The organism is Seonamhaeicola maritimus (assembly GCF_008056315.1).
GTDB classification, from domain to species: domain Bacteria; phylum Bacteroidota; class Bacteroidia; order Flavobacteriales; family Flavobacteriaceae; genus Seonamhaeicola; species Seonamhaeicola maritimus.
The window spans coordinates 641,081-658,028 of record NZ_VRKQ01000008.1 but is presented as its reverse complement, the minus strand read 5'-3'; the positions used below and the strand labels follow the sequence as shown (position 1 = coordinate 658,028).

General features: G+C 34.3%; 31 protein-coding genes. All 31 read right to left on the bottom strand.

What is annotated here, in order from left to right; genetic code table 11:
• Positions 1–49: 49 nt before the first annotated feature.
• The 31 genes from rplQ to rpsG all read right to left on the bottom strand — a co-directional run bounded on the left by rplQ (position 50) and on the right by rpsG (position 16,936).
• On the bottom strand, positions 50–523 hold the full coding sequence (rplQ, locus tag FUA22_RS02775; protein WP_147766310.1) for a 50S ribosomal protein L17: 474 nt from the start codon (positions 521–523) through the stop codon (positions 50–52).
• Between the two features lie 61 nt (positions 524–584).
• A complete protein-coding gene (locus FUA22_RS02770) occupies positions 585–1,577 on the bottom strand; it encodes a DNA-directed RNA polymerase subunit alpha (protein WP_147766309.1) in 993 nt (330 codons plus the stop codon).
• 100 nt (positions 1,578–1,677) lie between these two features.
• Positions 1,678–2,283, bottom strand: a complete 606-nt coding sequence (gene rpsD, locus FUA22_RS02765) for a 30S ribosomal protein S4 (RefSeq protein ID WP_147766308.1) — start codon at positions 2,281–2,283, stop codon at positions 1,678–1,680.
• Between the two features lie 185 nt (positions 2,284–2,468).
• The gene (gene rpsK, locus FUA22_RS02760; protein WP_147766307.1) at positions 2,469–2,852 is read right to left on the bottom strand and encodes a 30S ribosomal protein S11; all 384 of its coding nucleotides are present in this window, start codon (positions 2,850–2,852) and stop codon (positions 2,469–2,471) included.
• Positions 2,853–2,858: 6 nt separating this feature from the next.
• A complete protein-coding gene (gene rpsM, locus FUA22_RS02755) occupies positions 2,859–3,227 on the bottom strand; it encodes a 30S ribosomal protein S13 (RefSeq protein ID WP_147766306.1) in 369 nt (122 codons plus the stop codon).
• A 107-nt stretch (positions 3,228–3,334) separates the two neighbouring features.
• Positions 3,335–3,451, bottom strand: a complete 117-nt coding sequence (ykgO, locus tag FUA22_RS02750) for a type B 50S ribosomal protein L36 (protein WP_013305171.1) — start codon at positions 3,449–3,451, stop codon at positions 3,335–3,337.
• Positions 3,452–3,455: 4 nt separating this feature from the next.
• Entirely contained in the window at positions 3,456–3,671 is a 216-nt protein-coding gene (gene infA / locus FUA22_RS02745; protein WP_007094967.1) for a translation initiation factor IF-1, read from the bottom strand.
• Between the two features lie 10 nt (positions 3,672–3,681).
• Positions 3,682–5,028 carry a preprotein translocase subunit SecY gene (gene secY, locus FUA22_RS02740; protein ID WP_147766305.1) on the bottom strand — a complete coding sequence of 449 codons (1,347 nt, stop codon included), beginning with the start codon at positions 5,026–5,028 and terminating at the stop codon, positions 3,682–3,684.
• 15 nt (positions 5,029–5,043) lie between these two features.
• Entirely contained in the window at positions 5,044–5,496 is a 453-nt protein-coding gene (rplO, locus tag FUA22_RS02735) for a 50S ribosomal protein L15 (protein WP_147766304.1), read from the bottom strand.
• A gap of 17 nt (positions 5,497–5,513) precedes the next feature.
• On the bottom strand, positions 5,514–5,693 hold the full coding sequence (gene rpmD, locus FUA22_RS02730) for a 50S ribosomal protein L30 (protein WP_147767400.1): 180 nt from the start codon (positions 5,691–5,693) through the stop codon (positions 5,514–5,516).
• 12 nt (positions 5,694–5,705) lie between these two features.
• Positions 5,706–6,230: a 30S ribosomal protein S5 gene (gene rpsE / locus FUA22_RS02725; RefSeq protein ID WP_116038977.1), complete on the bottom strand. Its 525-nt coding sequence runs from the start codon at positions 6,228–6,230 to the stop codon at positions 5,706–5,708.
• A 6-nt stretch (positions 6,231–6,236) separates the two neighbouring features.
• The gene (gene rplR, locus FUA22_RS02720; RefSeq protein ID WP_147766303.1) at positions 6,237–6,593 is read right to left on the bottom strand and encodes a 50S ribosomal protein L18; all 357 of its coding nucleotides are present in this window, start codon (positions 6,591–6,593) and stop codon (positions 6,237–6,239) included.
• Between the two features lie 10 nt (positions 6,594–6,603).
• Positions 6,604–7,146 carry a 50S ribosomal protein L6 gene (gene rplF, locus FUA22_RS02715; protein ID WP_147766302.1) on the bottom strand — a complete coding sequence of 181 codons (543 nt, stop codon included), beginning with the start codon at positions 7,144–7,146 and terminating at the stop codon, positions 6,604–6,606.
• Between the two features lie 18 nt (positions 7,147–7,164).
• A complete protein-coding gene (gene rpsH / locus FUA22_RS02710) occupies positions 7,165–7,563 on the bottom strand; it encodes a 30S ribosomal protein S8 (RefSeq protein ID WP_147766301.1) in 399 nt (132 codons plus the stop codon).
• A gap of 73 nt (positions 7,564–7,636) precedes the next feature.
• On the bottom strand, positions 7,637–7,906 hold the full coding sequence (rpsN, locus tag FUA22_RS02705) for a 30S ribosomal protein S14 (RefSeq protein ID WP_147766300.1): 270 nt from the start codon (positions 7,904–7,906) through the stop codon (positions 7,637–7,639).
• 3 nt (positions 7,907–7,909) lie between these two features.
• Complete coding sequence (gene rplE / locus FUA22_RS02700; RefSeq protein WP_147766299.1) at positions 7,910–8,461, bottom strand: 50S ribosomal protein L5; 552 nt, start codon at positions 8,459–8,461, stop codon at positions 7,910–7,912.
• 2 nt (positions 8,462–8,463) lie between these two features.
• The gene (gene rplX, locus FUA22_RS02695) at positions 8,464–8,775 is read right to left on the bottom strand and encodes a 50S ribosomal protein L24 (protein WP_147766298.1); all 312 of its coding nucleotides are present in this window, start codon (positions 8,773–8,775) and stop codon (positions 8,464–8,466) included.
• Between the two features lie 12 nt (positions 8,776–8,787).
• Complete coding sequence (gene rplN / locus FUA22_RS02690) at positions 8,788–9,156, bottom strand: 50S ribosomal protein L14 (RefSeq protein ID WP_019386277.1); 369 nt, start codon at positions 9,154–9,156, stop codon at positions 8,788–8,790.
• Positions 9,157–9,158: 2 nt separating this feature from the next.
• Positions 9,159–9,416: a 30S ribosomal protein S17 gene (rpsQ, locus tag FUA22_RS02685; protein WP_147766297.1), complete on the bottom strand. Its 258-nt coding sequence runs from the start codon at positions 9,414–9,416 to the stop codon at positions 9,159–9,161.
• A gap of 12 nt (positions 9,417–9,428) precedes the next feature.
• Positions 9,429–9,620, bottom strand: coding sequence for a 50S ribosomal protein L29 (gene rpmC / locus FUA22_RS02680; RefSeq protein ID WP_147766296.1), 192 nt, complete (start codon positions 9,618–9,620; stop codon positions 9,429–9,431).
• A 12-nt stretch (positions 9,621–9,632) separates the two neighbouring features.
• Positions 9,633–10,052, bottom strand: coding sequence for a 50S ribosomal protein L16 (gene rplP, locus FUA22_RS02675; protein WP_147766295.1), 420 nt, complete (start codon positions 10,050–10,052; stop codon positions 9,633–9,635).
• 21 nt (positions 10,053–10,073) lie between these two features.
• Positions 10,074–10,787, bottom strand: coding sequence for a 30S ribosomal protein S3 (rpsC, locus tag FUA22_RS02670; RefSeq protein WP_147766294.1), 714 nt, complete (start codon positions 10,785–10,787; stop codon positions 10,074–10,076).
• Positions 10,788–10,794: 7 nt separating this feature from the next.
• Entirely contained in the window at positions 10,795–11,202 is a 408-nt protein-coding gene (gene rplV, locus FUA22_RS02665; protein ID WP_147766293.1) for a 50S ribosomal protein L22, read from the bottom strand.
• Positions 11,203–11,208: 6 nt separating this feature from the next.
• A complete protein-coding gene (gene rpsS / locus FUA22_RS02660) occupies positions 11,209–11,487 on the bottom strand; it encodes a 30S ribosomal protein S19 (RefSeq protein ID WP_013869040.1) in 279 nt (92 codons plus the stop codon).
• A 3-nt stretch (positions 11,488–11,490) separates the two neighbouring features.
• Positions 11,491–12,318, bottom strand: coding sequence for a 50S ribosomal protein L2 (rplB, locus tag FUA22_RS02655; protein ID WP_147766292.1), 828 nt, complete (start codon positions 12,316–12,318; stop codon positions 11,491–11,493).
• Between the two features lie 10 nt (positions 12,319–12,328).
• On the bottom strand, positions 12,329–12,619 hold the full coding sequence (gene rplW, locus FUA22_RS02650) for a 50S ribosomal protein L23 (protein WP_147766291.1): 291 nt from the start codon (positions 12,617–12,619) through the stop codon (positions 12,329–12,331).
• 7 nt (positions 12,620–12,626) lie between these two features.
• Entirely contained in the window at positions 12,627–13,256 is a 630-nt protein-coding gene (rplD, locus tag FUA22_RS02645) for a 50S ribosomal protein L4 (protein WP_147766290.1), read from the bottom strand.
• Positions 13,256–13,873, bottom strand: a complete 618-nt coding sequence (rplC, locus tag FUA22_RS02640) for a 50S ribosomal protein L3 (RefSeq protein ID WP_147766289.1) — start codon at positions 13,871–13,873, stop codon at positions 13,256–13,258. The genes rplD and rplC overlap by 1 nt, the downstream gene beginning before the upstream one ends.
• 139 nt (positions 13,874–14,012) lie before the next feature.
• Positions 14,013–14,318: a 30S ribosomal protein S10 gene (rpsJ, locus tag FUA22_RS02635; RefSeq protein ID WP_044626940.1), complete on the bottom strand. Its 306-nt coding sequence runs from the start codon at positions 14,316–14,318 to the stop codon at positions 14,013–14,015.
• 11 nt (positions 14,319–14,329) lie between these two features.
• Positions 14,330–16,456 (bottom strand): elongation factor G, encoded by a 2,127-nt coding sequence (fusA, locus tag FUA22_RS02630; protein WP_147766288.1) that lies wholly within the window; start codon positions 16,454–16,456, stop codon positions 14,330–14,332.
• Positions 16,457–16,459: 3 nt separating this feature from the next.
• Positions 16,460–16,936 carry a 30S ribosomal protein S7 gene (rpsG, locus tag FUA22_RS02625; RefSeq protein WP_147766287.1) on the bottom strand — a complete coding sequence of 159 codons (477 nt, stop codon included), beginning with the start codon at positions 16,934–16,936 and terminating at the stop codon, positions 16,460–16,462.
• Positions 16,937–16,948: the final 12 nt, after the last annotated feature.

Sequence of the window (16,948 nt, the reverse complement as noted above, 5' to 3'; positions counted from 1 at the left end):
GATAAACTAAAAATAGTTTATCCTTTATATATTAAATGCTTATTAACATTTATTCTTCTTCGTTAGTTGAAGCTTCTACAACTGGAGCAGCTACAGCTGGTTTGCTACCACCTCTTCTACTTCTTCTTGTAGTTTTCTTCTTAGGTTTATCTGCATTGTAAATCTCGTTGTAATCTACAAGCTCTATCATAGCCATATCAGCGTTATCACCTAAACGATTTCCAAGTTTAATAATTCTTGTGTAACCACCTGGTCTATCTCCTACTTTAGTTGCAACATCTCTGAACAACTCAGTAACAGCATCTTTTTGTCTTAATTTACTAAAAACAATACGTCTGTTGTGAGTAGTATCTTCTTTAGATTTTGTTACTAATGGCTCTACAAATTGTTTTAAAGCTTTAGCTTTTGCTACAGTTGTATTAATACGCTTATGTTCTATTAAAGAACATGCCATATTAGCTAACATTGCTTTTCTGTGAGCTGTTTTTCTTCCTAAGTGGTTGAATTTTTTTCCGTGTCTCATGACATTTGTTTTATCATCTTGCTACCAAACTCGAATTATTCGAGGAGCAAAATATGATTAATTAATCTTTATCTAATTTATATTTACTTAAATCCATTCCGAAGTTTAATCCTTTAACGTTTACAAGCTCTTCAAGCTCAGTTAAAGACTTTTTACCAAAGTTTCTGAATTTCATTAAATCATTTTTGTTGAATGATACTAAGTCTCCCAAAGTATCAACTTCTGCGGCCTTCAAACAGTTAAGTGCACGTACAGATAAATCCATATCAATTAACTTAGTTTTAAGCAACTGTCGCATATGTAATGACTCTTCATCATATGTTTCAGTTTGTGCAATTTCATCAGCTTCAAGAGTAATTCTCTCATCTGAGAATAACATGAAGTGGTGAATTAAGGTTTTAGCAGCTTCAGTTAAAGCGTCTTGCGGCGTTATTGATCCATCTGTAATGATTTCAAAAACTAATTTTTCATAATCAGTTTTTTGTTCTACACGATAGTTTTCAATACTATACTTAACGTTTTTTATTGGCGTATAAATTGAATCTGTAAAGATTGTTCCAATTGGAGCAGCAGCCTTTTTATTTTCTTCTGCAGGAACATAACCTCTACCTTTTTCAATTGTAATTTCCATGTTTAAATTCACTTTGGGATCCAAATTACAGATTACTAATTCTGTATTTAATACTTGGAATCCTGAAATGAACTTTTGAAAATCACCAGCTGTAATTCTTTCTTGACCAGATATTGAAATAGAAACAGATTCGTTATCAATATCCTCAATTTGTCTTTTGAAACGTAACTGTTTTAAATTTAAAATGATTTCTGTAACATCTTCAACCACACCAGCAATTGCAGAAAATTCGTGATCTACACCTTCAATTCTTACCGAAGTGATTGCAAATCCTTCTAAAGAAGAAAGCAATACTCTTCTTAATGCATTACCTACTGTTAGTCCGTAACCAGGTTCTAATGGTCTGAATTCGAATTTACCTTCGAAATCAGTAGAATCAATCATGATTACTTTGTCGGGCTTTTGAAAATTAAATACTGCCATAATTTTGTTTCTTCGTTTTAATTGTTATTTAGTTGCGCGGTTTATAAGTTTGAAGAAGTACAAATAAACCCTTTGGCTAAATACCAATATTGTTAATTTATTATTTAGAGTATAATTCGACTATGAATTGCTCGTTAATGTTTTCTGGAATTTGAATTCTAGCAGGAACAGAAACGTAAGTACCTTCTTTAGTGTCATTGTTAAAAGTAATCCACTCATAAACATTAGATGAGTTAGAAAGAGAATGATCAATTACTTCTAAAGATTTAGATTTTTCTCTTACAGCTACAACATCACCAGCTTTTAATTGGTAAGAAGGAATGTTTACTAATTCACCGTTTACCGTAATATGTCTGTGAGACACTAATTGTCTTGCTCCACTTCTAGAAGGTGCTATTCCCATACGGAATACCACGTTGTCTAATCTAGATTCACATAATTGTAAAAGAACCTCACCAGTAATTCCTTGTGCAGCTCTTGCCTTTTTAAATAAACCTCTAAATTGACGTTCTAAAACACCGTAAGTGTATTTAGCTTTTTGCTTTTCTGCTAATTGAATTGCGTACTCAGATTTTTTTCCACGTCTTCTGTTGTTTCCGTGTTGACCTGGAGGATAATTTCTTTTTTCAAAAGATTTATCTTCTCCGAAAATAGCTTCACCAAATTTTCTAGCTATTTTAGTTTTAGGACCAGTATATCTTGCCATTTTTAATTGTTTTTAAGAGTGATTATGAATTAAGGTCTTAATCTTATCCTTCGATAATCATTTTATCTCTTGTTGATACTTGTTATTACTAATTTTTCAGTCTGCAAATTTATGCAAAAAATTAATACCATCTGACAATCAGATGATATTAATTTTTAGCTTATAAAAATCACATTTTACAGTGATTAAACTCTTCTTCTTTTTGGAGGTCTACACCCATTATGTGGTAATGGAGTAACATCAATAATTTCCGTCACTTCTATACCTGCATTATGGATAGAACGGATAGCAGATTCCCTACCGTTTCCAGGACCTTTTACATAAACTTTTACTTTTTTCAATCCAGCTTCTTGTGCTACACCAGCAGCATCTTCAGCAGCTAATTGAGCAGCATAAGGTGTGTTTTTCTTAGATCCTCTAAATCCCATTTTACCAGCAGATGACCATGAAATAACATCGCCTTTTTTGTTGGTAAGTGATATGATAATGTTATTGAAAGAAGCTGTAACGTGTGCTTCACCAACAGCGTCAACAATAACTTTACGTTTTTTACTACTTGTCTTTGCCATGTTAAATTATGCTTTTTTCTTGTTAGCAACTGTTTTTCTTCTACCTTTTCTAGTTCTAGAGTTGTTCTTAGTACGTTGACCTCTTAATGGTAAACCAGCTCTGTGACGAATACCTCTAAAACATCCTATATCCATTAAACGTTTAATGTTTAATTGAGTTTCTGAACGTAATTCACCTTCTATTGTATAAGCTGCAACAGCTTCACGAATTCCACTAATTTGGTCATCGTTCCAATCTTGAACTTTAATGCTCTCATCAACCTTAGCGGCTGCTAAAATTTCTTTTGCTCTACTTCTACCTACTCCGTAGATATAAGTCAAAGAGATTACTCCTCTTTTGTGTTTTGGGATGTCTACCCCTGCAATTCTTGCCATATTACTTTTTAGTTTCTAGTTGTTAGCTTTAGTTGTTAGAATCCTAAACATTTCTATTTCAAGCAGATTCATCTAACTTCTAAACACTAATGACTTAATGTCTAATTTTAACCTTGTCTTTGTTTAAATCTAGGATTCTTCTTGTTTATAACGTAAAGTCTTCCTTTTCTACGCACAATTTTACAATCTGCGCTTCTTTTTTTAACTGATGCTCTTACTTTCATCTTGCTAGTATCTATAAGTTATACGAGCCTTAGTTAAATCGTAAGGACTCATTTCTAATTTTACTTTATCTCCTGGTAACAACTTAATATAATGCATACGCATTTTACCAGAAATATGTGCAGTCACAATGTGACCATTTTCTAATTCAACACGAAACATAGCATTAGATAATGCTTCTATAATTGTTCCGTCTTGCTCTATTGCTGCTTGTTTTGCCATAGTATAATAATTAAGCTATTGCTTTTCTATTTTTACCCGTTTTCATCAAGCCATCATAATGTCTATTCAACAAATAAGAATTAATTTGTTGCATAGTGTCAATTGCAACCCCAACCATAATTAATAGCGATGTTCCTCCAAAAAACAGAGCCCAACCAGCATTTACATCCATAAGCTTTACAATAAATGCAGGGAACACTGCAATAAGAGCTAAGAATATTGAACCTGGTAAGGTAATTTGAGACATTATTTTATCTAAATATTCCCCCGTTTCAGAACCTGGACGAATACCAGGAATAAATCCACCACTACGTTTTAAATCATCCGCCATTTTGTTGGTTGGCACCGTAATAGCCGTATAAAAATAAGTGAATACAATTATTAATAATGCGAATACTAAGTTGTACCAAAACCCAAATAAATCTGCAAAGTTTGTTTGTAACCAAGCTCCAGTAGCTGTATCCTTTAAGAAACCTGAACCACCAATTAAACCAGGAACAAACATAATAGCTTGTGCAAATATTATAGGCATTACACCCGATGCATTAAGTTTTAATGGAATGTATTGTCTAGATCCTCCAGCTGCAGCTCTTTCATAACTACCAGAAGCAGTTCTTCTTGCATACTGTACAGCAATCTTTCTAACAGCCATTACTAACATAATAGAAGCCAAAATAATAACAAACCAAATTACCAATTCAAAAAGAATAAGCATGACGTTATTACCTTCCATTCTTACAACAGCATTTTGAACAAATGACTGTGGTAAAGTTGCAATAATACCAACCATAATTAATAATGAAATACCATTACCAATACCTTTGTCAGTAATCTTTTCACCTAACCACATAGCGAAAATACATCCTGTAACCAAAATAGTTATAGATGAAAAATAGAATAAAGGCCCTGTACCTAATAAGAAAGCACTAGGCGGCACTCCTAAAGTTGGTAAACTTGCTAAATATGCTGGCGATTGAAACAAACATATTGCAATAGTTAACCAACGCGTAATTTGAGTTATTTTCTTTTGACCACTAGCACCTTCTTTTTGCAGTTTTTGCAAATAAGGAATAGCAATACCCATTAATTGTACAACAATAGAAGCAGAAATGTATGGCATAATACCCAATGCAAAAACCGATGCTTTAGCTAAAGCACCTCCGGTAAACGCATTTAGTAATCCTCCTAAACCACCATCCAACGAATTAGATAAACCAGTTAATTGAGAAGCATCAATACCCGGCATTGTAACCTGAGCACCAAAACGATAAACTAATAACAGACCAAGTGTTACAATGATTCTGTTTCTTAGTTCTTCTATTCTCCAAACATTCTTAATTGATTCTATAAATTTCATACTTACAATAGGGTCTTATAATGTTACAGCTTCTCCACCAGCAGCTTCTATAGCAGCTTTTGCTGAAGCAGTAAACTTATGAGCAGATACTTTTAATTTAGCTTTCAATTCACCTCTACCTAAAATTTTAACTAGATCATTTTTTCCAGCTAATCTATTAGATAAAATAATATCTAAATCTACAGTATCCTTAATTTTCTTATCGTCAACCAATTGTTGTAAAGTATCTAAGTTGATACCTTGATACTCAACACGGTTAATATTAGTGAAACCAAACTTAGGAACACGTCTTTGAATTGGCATTTGACCACCTTCAAAACCAAGTTTCTTAGAATAACCAGAACGAGACTTAGCTCCTTTGTGACCACGTGTAGCAGTACCACCTTTACCAGAACCTTGTCCTCTACCTATTCTTTTTCCTTGATTTTTTACTGAACCTTCTGCAGGTTTTAAATTACTTAAATCCATTTTCAGTTTTATATTATTTAAGCTTCTTCAACAGAAACTAAATGTGAAACTTTAGCAATCATACCAAGAATATTTGGTGTTGCGTCATGCTCTTTTACTTGTCCAATCTTTTTAAGACCAAGAGCTTCTAAAGTTCTTTTTTGTCTTTGCGTACGATTGATTGCGCTTTTAACTTTTGTTACTTTAATTTTTCCCATCATTGATAGATATTAAGCGTTAAAAACTTTTTCAAGTGAAATACCTCTATCCTTAGCAATAGTGTTAGCATCTCTTAATTGTAATAAAGCATCAAATGTAGCTTTTACAACATTATGAGGATTAGAAGATCCTTGAGATTTTGATAATACATCATGTACACCAACCGCCTCTAAAACCGTTCTTACAGCTCCACCAGCAATAACACCGGTACCAGGAGCAGCTGGAATAATATTTACTCTAGCTCCACCATATTTACCTTTTTGCTCATGTGGTAACGTACCCTTTCTAATAGGAATACGAACAAGGTTTTTCTTAGCATCTTCAACAGCTTTTGCAATAGCACTAGCTACATCTTTAGATTTTCCTAAACCTTGACCTACAACACCAGCTTCATCACCAACTACAACAATTGCTGAGAAACCGAAAGCTCTACCACCTTTAGTTACTTTTGTAACTCTTTGCACACCAACCAAACGATCTTTAAGATCTAATCCACCTGGTTTTACTAATTCTGCGCTTTTATAATTTTGATACATAATTTCTTAAAATTTTAATCCAGCTTCTCTAGCACCTTCAGCTAATGATTTAACTCTACCGTGATATAAATATCCACCTCTATCAAAAGCAATAGTTTCTACTCCAGCTTTTAAAGCTTTTTCAGCAAGTGTCTTACCTACTAACTTAGCAGCTTCAACCTTGTTTACTTTTGCAGAATCAATATCTTTATCTCTAGAAGATGCAGCGCTAATAGTTTTACCAGAAACGTCATCTATAATTTGAGCGTAAATTTCTTTATTACTTCTATAAACAGCTAATCTAGGTCTAGTTTCTGTACCAGAAACAACCTTACGGATTCTGTTTTTTATTCTTTGTCTTCTTTGTTCTTTTGTCAATGCCATAACTTAATTATTAAGCTGATTTACCTGCTTTTCTTCTAATTTCTTCACCAACAAACTTGATACCTTTACCTTTATATGGCTCTGGTTTTCTGAAACCACGAATCTTTGCAGCTACTTGACCTACAAGTTGTTTATCATGAGAAGTTAACTTTACAATTGGGTTCTTTCCTTTTTCACTAATTGTTTCAACTTTAACTTCTGGAGCTAAGCTTAAAACAATGTTATGAGAAAACCCTAAAGCTAAATCTAATTTTTGTCCTTGATTTGATGCTCTATAACCTACACCAACCAATTCTAATTCTTTAGTCCATCCTTTAGATACACCTTCAATCATGTTATGCATTAAAGATCTATATAAACCGTGTTTTGCTTTTTGATCTTTTGTATCAGATGAACGTGTTACCCAAACACTTCCGTCTTCAACTTTAATCTCTATAGAATCGTAATTTTGTGTTAACTCTCCTAATTTTCCTTTTACAGTTACTACGTTATCTTTAACATCAACTGTTACACCTTCTGGAATGGCTACTGGATTATTTCCTATTCTTGACATTTCTTTCTGGCTTTAAAATTAGTAAACGTAACATAATACTTCACCACCTACATTATCTCTTTTGGCTTGTTTACCAGTCATTACTCCATGAGAAGTAGAAACAATAGCAATACCAAGACCATTAAGAATTCTAGGTAGTTCATTAGCACCAGCATACTTACGTAAACCTGGTTTACTAATTCTCTGAATCTTCTTGATTACAGGCTCTTTAGTTACACTGTTATACTTAAGTGCAATTTTGATAGTACCTTGAGTAGTAGAATCATCAAATTTATAACTTAAAATATATCCTTGTTCGAATAATATTTTAGTCATGTCTTTCTTTAAATTAGATGCAGGAATCTCAACCACTCTGTGGTTAGCACGCACTGCGTTTCTAATTCTTGTCAAAAAATCCGCAATTGGATCTGAGTACATAATTAATTGATTTTGCGATTTTGGTTTTCGGTGTTGGTTTACCGAACCTTAAACCTGATTATTTATAATAATATTACCAACTAGCTTTTCTAACCCCAGGAATAAGACCTTGATTGGCCATTTCTCTGAATGTTACACGAGAAATACCAAAAGTTCTCATATATCCTTTTGGTCTTCCTGTTAATTTACATCTATTATGCATACGAATAGGTGAAGCATTTTTTGGCAACTTTTGTAATGCCTCATAATCTCCAGCTTCTTTTAAAGCCTTACGTTTTGCTGCATACTTAGCTACTGTTTTAGCTCTTTTTACCTCACGGGCTTTCATTGATTCTTTAGCCATATCTTAATTCTTTTTAAAAGGTAACCCTAATTCAGTTAATAATGATTTTGCTTCTTTATCTGTTCCAGCAGAAGTTACAAATGTAATATCCATACCAGAGATTTTATTCACTTTATCAATGTTAATCTCAGGGAATATAATTTGCTCAGTAATTCCTAAATTGTAATTACCTCTTCCGTCAAAACCTGTAGCTTTAATTCCGTTAAAATCTCTTACACGTGGTAAGGCAGATGTTACTAAACGATCTAAAAACTCATACATTCTTTCTCCACGTAAAGTAACTTTAGCGCCAATAGGCATACCTTTACGAAGTTTAAAAGATGCAACATCCTTTTTAGATATTGTTGAAACCGCTTTTTGTCCAGATATAGTAGTTAACTCTTCTAATGCATAGTCAATTAACTTTTTGTCTGCAACCGCTGCTCCAACACCTTTAGATATTACTATCTTTTCTAGTTTAGGAACTTGCATTACATTACTGTATCCAAATTCTTCTGTAAGAGCTGCAATTACTCTGCTTTTATACTCTTCTTTAAGTCTAGGTGAATATGCCATAACTATATTACTTCGTTAGATTTTTTAGAAAATCTTTCTTTCTTATCGCCTTCTACTCTAAACCCAACTCTAGTTGTTTCTCCTGTTGAAGTTAACAATGATAAGTTAGAAATATGAATAGCAGCTTCTTTCTCTACAATGCCACCTTGAGGATTTTGCGCACTTGGTTTAGTATGTTTCTTAACCATGTTTACACCCTCTACAATTGCTTTGTTCTTATCTTTTAATACTAGTTGTACTTTACCTTCAGATCCTTTATGATCTCCAGCAATTACTTTTACAGTATCTCCAGTTTTTATTTTAAGCTTTGTCATCTTAATAATGTATTAAAGCACTTCTGGTGCTAATGATACAATCTTCATGAATTGTTTATCACGAAGTTCTCTAGCAACAGGACCAAATACACGTGTACCTCTCATCTCACCTGTAGGGTTCAATAATACACAAGCATTATCATCAAATCTAATATAAGATCCGTCTGGTCTTCTTACTTCTTTCTTAGTACGTACAACCACTGCAGTAGAAACAGCTCCTTTTTTAATGTTTCCATTAGGAGTTGCATCTTTTACAGAAACAACTATTTTGTCTCCTACAGAAGCGTATCTTCTTTTAGTACCACCTAGAACACGTATTGTTAATACTTCTTTTGCTCCAGTGTTATCTGCTACTTTAAGTCTTGATTCTTGTTGTACCATAATTACTTAGCTCTTTCAATTATTTCAACTAATCTCCAACACTTAGATTTACTTAAAGGTCTTGTTTCCATGATCCTTACTGTATCACCTTCGTTGCAGTCATTTGTTTCATCGTGTGCAACGTACTTCTTCGTTTTTAAAACGAATTTTCCATACATAGGGTGTTTTACTTTTTTCACCTCAGAAACCACAATAGATTTCTGCATTTTGTTACTTGTAACAACTCCTATACGTTCTTTTCTTAAATTTCTTGTTTCCATCTTTCAGCAGAATTATTGTATTTCTCTTTTAGTTAATTCTGTCGCAATTCTAGCTACAGTTCTTCTTACTGAACGTAGTTGAATTGGATTTTCTAAAGGAGATATTGCATGAGCCAGTTTTAGGTCTGAATAACTTTTTTTAGTCTCACCAAGTTTTTCTTGTAACTCAGCTGTAGATAATTCTTTAATTTCTGATTGTTTCATAATATTAATAAATTATGCTTCGTAATCGCGAGCAATTATAAACTTAGTTTTTACTGGTAATTTTTGTGCTGCTAAACGTAATGCTTCTTTAGCTACGTCTAATGGCACACCACCAATTTCAAATAAAACTCTTCCTGGTTTTACAACAGCTACCCAATATTCTACGGCACCCTTACCTTTACCCATACGTACTTCAAGAGGTTTCTTTGTAATAGGTTTGTCTGGAAAAATTTTAATCCAAAGTGACCCTTCTCTTTTCATATAACGAGTAGCAGCAATACGTGCAGCTTCAATTTGACGAGATGTAATAAATACAGAATCTAGTGCTTTTATACCAAAAGTTCCGTTTGAAAGTTGATGTCCTCTACCAGAGATACCTTTCATACGTCCCTTCTGTTGCTTGCGAAATTTTGTTCTTTTAGGCTGTAACATGTTTCTTTACTTTATAAAAAATTACTTTCTACGACGAGGGTTTTTATTTCCACGTCCACCACCTTTTCCTTGCTTCTTAGATAACCCAACAAGCGGAGAAAGCTCTCTTTTACCATATACTTCACCTTTCATGATCCATACTTTTACACCTAATCTACCATAAGTAGTATGTGCTTCAACTAAAGCATAGTCAATATCGGCTCTAAAGGTTGATAAAGGAATACGTCCTTCTTTATAGTGTTCAGAACGTGCCATTTCAGCTCCGTTTAAACGACCACTAATTTGAATTTTGATTCCTTCAGCATTCATACGCATTGTAGCAGCAATAGCCATCTTGATTGCACGACGGTAAGAAATTCTATTTTCTATTTGTCTTGCAATACTTGATGCTACTAAAAATGCATCTAGTTCAGGTCTTTTAATTTCAAAAATATTAATCTGAACTTCTTTTCCAGTAATCTTTTTAAGCTCTTCTTTTAACTTGTCTACCTCTTGACCGCCTTTACCAATAATGATACCTGGACGAGCCGTTGTGATAGTAACGGTTACAAGTTTTAAAGTTCTTTCAATAATTACTCTACTAACACTAGCTTTAGATAAACGCGCGTGAACGTATTTTCTAATCTTATCGTCTTCGGCAAGTTTATCACCATAATCGTTTCCTCCGTACCAGTTAGATTCCCATCCTCTGATAATTCCTAAGCGATTCCCGACTGGATTTGTTTTTTGTCCCATACTGTTATTAAGCTTGTGTGTTATTGTTAGCTCCCACCACTAATGTTACATGGTTAGAACGTTTTCTAATTCTATGCGCACGACCTTGAGGAGCCGGACGTAATCTTTTTAACATAGATCCTCCGTCAACTCTAATCTCTTTTACAAATAATTCAGCCGACTCAACATCTGCCTCTTCGTTTTTAGATTGCCAGTTTGCAATTGCAGATAATAACAATTTCTCTAAACGATTAGACGCTTCTTTTTGACTAAATTTTAAGATATTAAGTGCTTTTTCAACGCTTTCACCTCTTACTAAATCGGCTACTAAACGCATTTTTCTTGGTGATGTAGGACAATTATTAAGTTTAGCGAAAGCAACTTGCTTCTTAGCTTCCTTAATAGCGTCTGCCATTTGTTTTTTACGACTTCCCATAGCTTACTACTTTTTACCTTTATTTTTAGCACCTGCATGTCCACGGAATGAACGTGTTGGTGAAAATTCTCCTAATTTATGACCTACCATGTTTTCAGTTACATAAACTGGTACAAATTGACGGCCATTGTGCACTGCTATTGTTTGTCCAACAAAATCTGGTGTAATCATACTTGCTCTAGACCAAGTTTTGATTACAGTTTTTTTGTTAGCTTCAACATTTGCAGCTACTTTTCTCTCTAATTTATAATGAACGTAAGGTCCTTTTTTTAATGATCTTGCCATGTCTTATTTCTTTCTACGTTCTACAATATATTTATTACTAGCTTTTGTTTTAGAACGGGTTCTATAACCTTTAGCAGGTATACCGTTTCTTGAACGTGGGTGTCCACCAGAAGATTTTCCTTCACCACCACCCATTGGATGATCAACAGGATTCATAACTACTGGTCTTGTTCTTGGTCTTCTTCCTAACCATCTTGTTCTACCTGCTTTACCAGATACTAACAATTGATGATCTGAGTTAGAAACCACACCAATAGTTGCCATACAATTTGCAAGAACTAATCTTGTTTCACCTGATGGTAACTTAATGGTAGCAAATTTACCATCTCTTGCCATTAACTGAGCAAAAGCACCAGCACTACGCGCCATAACAGCACCTTGACCTGGACGTAATTCTACACAAGAAATAATAGTTCCTAATGGAATTTGACTTAAAGGCATTGCATTTCCTATTTCTGGAGCAATTCCTTCATTACCTGACACTATGTTTTGCCCAACTTGTAAACCATTTTGTGCAATTACATATCTTTTTTCACCGTCTTGATAATTCAATAAAGCTATAAAAGCTGATCTGTTTGGATCGTATTCTATTGTTTTAACTTCAGCAGGAATACCATGCTTACAACGTTTAAAATCAATAATACGATACTTTCTCTTATGACCTCCACCTTTATAGCGCATGGTCATTTTTCCTTGACTGTTTCTACCACCAGACCTTTTTTTCGGAGCTAACAAACTTTTCTCCGGCTTATCAGTAGTAATGGCGTCAAATCCATTTACTACTCTAAATCGCTGTCCTGGGGTGATTGGTTTTAATTTTCTTACTGACATTTTTGTCTAATTACATATTAGCATATAAATCAATCATCTCACCATCCGCCAGTTGTACAATTGCTTTTTTAACAGCATTTGTTTTACCATGTTGAATACCAGTTTTTGTAAACTTGGTACTACGATCTGGACGGACATTTATAGTACGAACTTTTTCAACAGAAACACCATAAGTAGCCTCTACAGCCTTTTTGATTTCCACCTTGTTCGCCTTTGTATTCACCGCGAAAGTATAGCAGTTTCTTAACTCGCTATCAGCAGTCGCTTTTTCCGTGATTATAGGTTTAATTAAGATACTCATCTGTTTCTTATTTACTTAAGTTAGATTCAATTCCTTCAATAGCACCCTCTACAAGCACTATTTGATTAGCATTTAAAATCTTATAAGTGCTTAATTCTGAGTTAGTTATAACCTCAGAACCGTTTAAATTGCGCGATGACAAATATACGTTATTATTTGACCCACCCAACACAAACAAAGATTTTTTGTTTTCTAAATCTAAAGCCTTTAAAACAGCCGTAAAGTTTTTAGTTTTAGGAGCATCAAAATTGAAGTCTTCTAAAACTGTTATTGCTTTCTCTCCTGCCTTAATACTCAATGCAGATTTACGTGCTAAACGCTTTAAATTTTTATTAAGTTTAAAGTTGTAATTTCTTGGTCTTGGACCGAACATACGACCTCCTCCTTTAAATACACCAGACTTAATACTACCAGCTCTTGCTGTACCAGTTCCTTTTTGCTTTTTAATCTTACGTGTACTACCCGTAATCTCAGCTCTTTCCTTAGATTTGTGAGTACCTTGTCTTTGGTTAGCTAAGTATTGCTTAACATCCAAATACACTGCATGATCATTTGGTTCAATAGCAAACACTTCTTTAGAAAGCTCTGCTTTCCTTCCAGTGTCTTTTCCGTTTATATCTAAAACTGCTACTTTCATTACTTCTGAATAATTACATAAGAATTTTTGTGCCCAGGTACGCAACCTTTAACAACAAGTAGGTTCTTTTCAGCAACTACTTTTAAAACTCTTAAATTTTGAACTTTCACTTTTTCACCACCCATTCTTCCGGCCATTTTCATTCCTTTGAAAACTCTTGCAGGATATGAAGCAGCTCCAATAGAACCAGGTGCTCTTAAACGGTTATGTTGACCGTGAGTAGCTTGACCTACACCACCGAAATTATGACGTTTAACAACTCCTTGAAATCCTTTACCTTTAGATGTTCCTGCAATATCAACAAACTCTCCTTCGTTGAAGTGTTCTACAGTGATTGCATCTCCTAATTTGTACTCCTCATCAAAACCTTTGAATTCAGCAACTTTACGCTTTACAGAAGTACCCGCCTTTTTAGCATGACCAAGGTCTGCTTTAGTAGCGCTTTTTTCTGTCGCGTCATCGAAACCTAATTGAACAGCATTATAACCGTCAACCTCTTCAGTTCTGACTTGGGTAACGATACATGGTCCAGCCTCTATAACAGTACAAGGAATATTCTTCCCGTTGTCATCGAAGATGCTGGTCATACCGATTTTTTTTCCAATTAACCCAGACATAATTATTTATTTAATTTATTTACTTGTTTAAAAAAATTCAGGGACAAAATACCTTTCGTCCCTGAAATGTATTTATCCGTTTTTCCCGCGACCGCATCGGTGGGACATGTTTCCTTTCTGCTAAAAGCAGAAATTGCAACTATACTTTAATCTCTACTTCTACACCACTTGGCAACTCAAGCTTCATTAACGCATCAATTGTTTTTGATGACGAAGAATAAATATCCAATAATCTTTTATAAGAAGATAATTGAAATTGTTCTCTTGATTTCTTGTTTACGTGTGGAGAACGTAAAACTGTAAAAAGTTTTTTATGAGTTGGTAAAGGAATTGGTCCAGTTACAACAGCCCCTGTACTTTTTACTGTTTTTACAATCTTATCAGCAGACTTATCTACTAAATTGTGATCGTAAGATTTTAATTTTATTCTGATTTTTTGACTCATTTTCTTAAATTTTAAGCTTCAACGCCTTTAGCTGCCTTAATTACTTCTTCAGATATATTAGAAGGAGTTTCAGCATAGTGTGAAAATTCCATTGTTGATGTGGCACGACCTGAAGATAATGTTCTTAATGTGGTTACATATCCAAACATTTCAGATAATGGTACTGTAGCTTTAACAGTTTTAGCACCAGCTCTATCTCCCATGTCACTAACTTGACCTCTTCTTCTATTTAAATCACCTACAATGTCACCCATATTTTCTTCAGGAGTAATTACCTCAAGTTTCATAATAGGTTCCATTATTACAGCTTTTGCAGCTTTTGCAGCATTTTTGAATCCTAACTTAGCAGCTAATTCGAATGATAGCTGATCAGAATCTACATCATGGTAAGACCCATCACTTAAAGTTACCTTCATTGAATCAACTTCGTAACCAGCTAATGGACCATTTTGCATAGCCATTTTGAATCCCTTCTCAACAGAAGGAACAAATTCTTTAGGAACGTTACCACCTTTAATAACAGATTCAAACTGTAATCCAGTTGCACCTTCATCAGCAGGCTCAAGTGTAAATACAATATCTGCAAATTTACCACGACCACCAGATTGTTTCTTATAAACCTCTCTGTGTTCAGCACGTTGTGTAATAGCTTCTTTGTACTCTACTTGTGGTTGACCTTGATTTACTTCAACTTTAAACTCACGTTTAAGACGATCAACAATAATATCTAAGTGAAGCTCACCCATTCCAGAAATAATTGTCTGTCCTGAAGCTTCATCAGTTCTTGCAGTAAACGTTGGATCTTCTTCAGCTAATTTAGCTAAAGACATTCCTAATTTATCAACATCAGCTTTAGTTTTAGGCTCAACTGCAATACCAATTACTGGATCTGGAAAGTCCATAGATTCTAAAACTATTGGATTCTTTTCATCAGATAAAGTATCACCAGTTTTAATATCTTTAAAACCTACTGCAGCTCCAATATCACCTGCCTCGATAAAATCGATAGCGTTTTGCTTATTAGAGTGCATTTGATAGATACGAGAGATACGCTCTTTTTTACCAGAACGATTATTCAATACGTAAGAACCAGCATCTAAACGACCAGAATAAGCTCTAAAGAATGCTAAACGTCCAACAAAAGGATCTGTAGCAATTTTAAATGCTAAAGCAGCAAATGGCTCCTTTACATCTGGTTTACGAATTTCTTCTTTATCTGTATCTGGATTAGTTCCTACAATACCTTCCTTATCTGTTGGAGAAGGTAAGTAACGACATACAGCATCTAATAAGAACTGAACTCCTTTATTTTTGAAAGCAGAACCACAAATCATTGGAATAATTGCCATATCCATCACAGCAGCTCTAAGTGCAGCGTGCACTTCTTCTTCTGTAATAGAATCTTCATCTTCCATGAATTTTTCTAACAAGTTCTCATCATAAGTAGCCACTTCTTCAATTAAAAGTGCACGATACTCACGAGCTTCTTCTTTCATATCTTCTGGAATATCGATAATATCAAAAGTTGCCCCTTGAGTTTCATCATGCCAAACAATAGCACGGTTTTTAACTAAATCGATAATTCCTTTAAAGTCTGCTTCATCACCAATGTTCAATACAATTGGCACAGCATTAGACTTTAACATGTCTTTTACTTGTTGACAAACACCTAAGAAATTAGATCCTTGACGGTCCATTTTGTTAACAAAACCAATTCTAGGTACTTTATAGTTATCAGCTAATCTCCAGTTAGTTTCAGATTGAGGCTCAACACCATCAACAGCACTAAATAAGAATACTAACCCATCAAGTACACGTAAAGAACGATTTACTTCAACCGTAAAATCAACGTGACCCGGAGTGTCAATTATATTAAAATGATATCCTTTAGTTTCAGGAGTTGGTTGCCCGTTTTCAATTGGGAATTTCCAAGTACAAGTAGTAGCAGCAGAAGTAATTGTAATACCTCTTTCTTGCTCTTGCTCCATCCAGTCCATTGTAGCAGCACCATCATGTACTTCTCCAATTTTATGAGATACACCTGTATAATAAAGAACACGTTCTGTAGTAGTAGTTTTTCCTGCATCAATATGCGCAGCAATACCTATGTTTCTTGTAAATTTTAAATCTCTTGCCATTTCTTAAAATCTAAAGTGAGAGAATGCTTTATTAGCTTCTGCCATTTTATGAGTATCAACTCTTTTCTTAACCGCTGCTCCTTCTTCTTTAGCTGCTGCTAAAATTTCTGACGCTAATTTTAAAGCCATAGATTTTTCATTACGCTTTCTAGCATAACCAATTAACCATTTCATAGCTGTAGAAATTTTACGGTCTGGACGAATTTGCATTGGAATTTGAAATGTTGCACCACCAACACGACGACTACGTACTTCTACGTGAGGCATCACATTAGATAAAGCATCTTTCCAAAGCTCTAAAGCCGTTTTCTCTTCATCTGTTTTTTTAGCATCTACAATATCAATTGCATCATAGAATACTTTGAACGCTACAGACTTTTTACCGTCCCACATCATGTTATTAACAAAACGTGTTACCAATTGGTCGTTAAACCTTGGATCTGGTAAAAGTGGTCTTTTTTTCGCTGCTCTTTTTCTCATGTCTTCTTCTTA

What these genes read in the sequence shown, in the direction of transcription:
- rplQ (WP_147766310.1), bottom strand. Translation starts at nt 523, where the DNA reads ATGAGACACGGAAAAAAATTCAACCACTTAGGAAGAAAAACAGCTCAC.
- FUA22_RS02770 (WP_147766309.1), bottom strand. Translation starts at nt 1,577, where the DNA reads ATGGCAGTATTTAATTTTCAAAAGCCCGACAAAGTAATCATGATTGAT.
- rpsD (WP_147766308.1), bottom strand. Translation starts at nt 2,283, where the DNA reads ATGGCAAGATATACTGGTCCTAAAACTAAAATAGCTAGAAAATTTGGT.
- rpsK (WP_147766307.1), bottom strand. Translation starts at nt 2,852, where the DNA reads ATGGCAAAGACAAGTAGTAAAAAACGTAAAGTTATTGTTGACGCTGTT.
- rpsM (WP_147766306.1), bottom strand. Translation starts at nt 3,227, where the DNA reads ATGGCAAGAATTGCAGGGGTAGACATCCCAAAACACAAAAGAGGAGTA.
- ykgO (WP_013305171.1), bottom strand. Translation starts at nt 3,451, where the DNA reads ATGAAAGTAAGAGCATCAGTTAAAAAAAGAAGCGCAGATTGTAAAATT.
- infA (WP_007094967.1), bottom strand. Translation starts at nt 3,671, where the DNA reads ATGGCAAAACAAGCAGCAATAGAGCAAGACGGAACAATTATAGAAGCA.
- secY (WP_147766305.1), bottom strand. Translation starts at nt 5,028, where the DNA reads ATGAAATTTATAGAATCAATTAAGAATGTTTGGAGAATAGAAGAACTA.
- rplO (WP_147766304.1), bottom strand. Translation starts at nt 5,496, where the DNA reads ATGGATTTAAGTAATTTAAAACCTGCAGAAGGTTCAGTAAAAAATCAA.
- rpmD (WP_147767400.1), bottom strand. Translation starts at nt 5,693, where the DNA reads ATGGGAAAAATTAAAGTAACAAAAGTTAAAAGCGCAATCAATCGTACG.
- rpsE (WP_116038977.1), bottom strand. Translation starts at nt 6,230, where the DNA reads ATGTATCAAAATTATAAAAGCGCAGAATTAGTAAAACCAGGTGGATTA.
- rplR (WP_147766303.1), bottom strand. Translation starts at nt 6,593, where the DNA reads ATGGCATTGACAAAAGAACAAAGAAGACAAAGAATAAAAAACAGAATC.
- rplF (WP_147766302.1), bottom strand. Translation starts at nt 7,146, where the DNA reads ATGTCAAGAATAGGAAATAATCCAGTAGCCATTCCAGAAGGTGTAACA.
- rpsH (WP_147766301.1), bottom strand. Translation starts at nt 7,563, where the DNA reads ATGTACTCAGATCCAATTGCGGATTTTTTGACAAGAATTAGAAACGCA.
- rpsN (WP_147766300.1), bottom strand. Translation starts at nt 7,906, where the DNA reads ATGGCTAAAGAATCAATGAAAGCCCGTGAGGTAAAAAGAGCTAAAACA.
- rplE (WP_147766299.1), bottom strand. Translation starts at nt 8,461, where the DNA reads ATGGCATATTCACCTAGACTTAAAGAAGAGTATAAAAGCAGAGTAATT.
- rplX (WP_147766298.1), bottom strand. Translation starts at nt 8,775, where the DNA reads ATGACAAAGCTTAAAATAAAAACTGGAGATACTGTAAAAGTAATTGCT.
- rplN (WP_019386277.1), bottom strand. Translation starts at nt 9,156, where the DNA reads ATGGTACAACAAGAATCAAGACTTAAAGTAGCAGATAACACTGGAGCA.
- rpsQ (WP_147766297.1), bottom strand. Translation starts at nt 9,416, where the DNA reads ATGGAAACAAGAAATTTAAGAAAAGAACGTATAGGAGTTGTTACAAGT.
- rpmC (WP_147766296.1), bottom strand. Translation starts at nt 9,620, where the DNA reads ATGAAACAATCAGAAATTAAAGAATTATCTACAGCTGAGTTACAAGAA.
- rplP (WP_147766295.1), bottom strand. Translation starts at nt 10,052, where the DNA reads ATGTTACAGCCTAAAAGAACAAAATTTCGCAAGCAACAGAAGGGACGT.
- rpsC (WP_147766294.1), bottom strand. Translation starts at nt 10,787, where the DNA reads ATGGGACAAAAAACAAATCCAGTCGGGAATCGCTTAGGAATTATCAGA.
- rplV (WP_147766293.1), bottom strand. Translation starts at nt 11,202, where the DNA reads ATGGGAAGTCGTAAAAAACAAATGGCAGACGCTATTAAGGAAGCTAAG.
- rpsS (WP_013869040.1), bottom strand. Translation starts at nt 11,487, where the DNA reads ATGGCAAGATCATTAAAAAAAGGACCTTACGTTCATTATAAATTAGAG.
- rplB (WP_147766292.1), bottom strand. Translation starts at nt 12,318, where the DNA reads ATGTCAGTAAGAAAATTAAAACCAATCACCCCAGGACAGCGATTTAGA.
- rplW (WP_147766291.1), bottom strand. Translation starts at nt 12,619, where the DNA reads ATGAGTATCTTAATTAAACCTATAATCACGGAAAAAGCGACTGCTGAT.
- rplD (WP_147766290.1), bottom strand. Translation starts at nt 13,256, where the DNA reads ATGAAAGTAGCAGTTTTAGATATAAACGGAAAAGACACTGGAAGGAAA.
- rplC (WP_147766289.1), bottom strand. Translation starts at nt 13,873, where the DNA reads ATGTCTGGGTTAATTGGAAAAAAAATCGGTATGACCAGCATCTTCGAT.
- rpsJ (WP_044626940.1), bottom strand. Translation starts at nt 14,318, where the DNA reads ATGAGTCAAAAAATCAGAATAAAATTAAAATCTTACGATCACAATTTA.
- fusA (WP_147766288.1), bottom strand. Translation starts at nt 16,456, where the DNA reads ATGGCAAGAGATTTAAAATTTACAAGAAACATAGGTATTGCTGCGCAT.
- rpsG (WP_147766287.1), bottom strand. Translation starts at nt 16,936, where the DNA reads ATGAGAAAAAGAGCAGCGAAAAAAAGACCACTTTTACCAGATCCAAGG.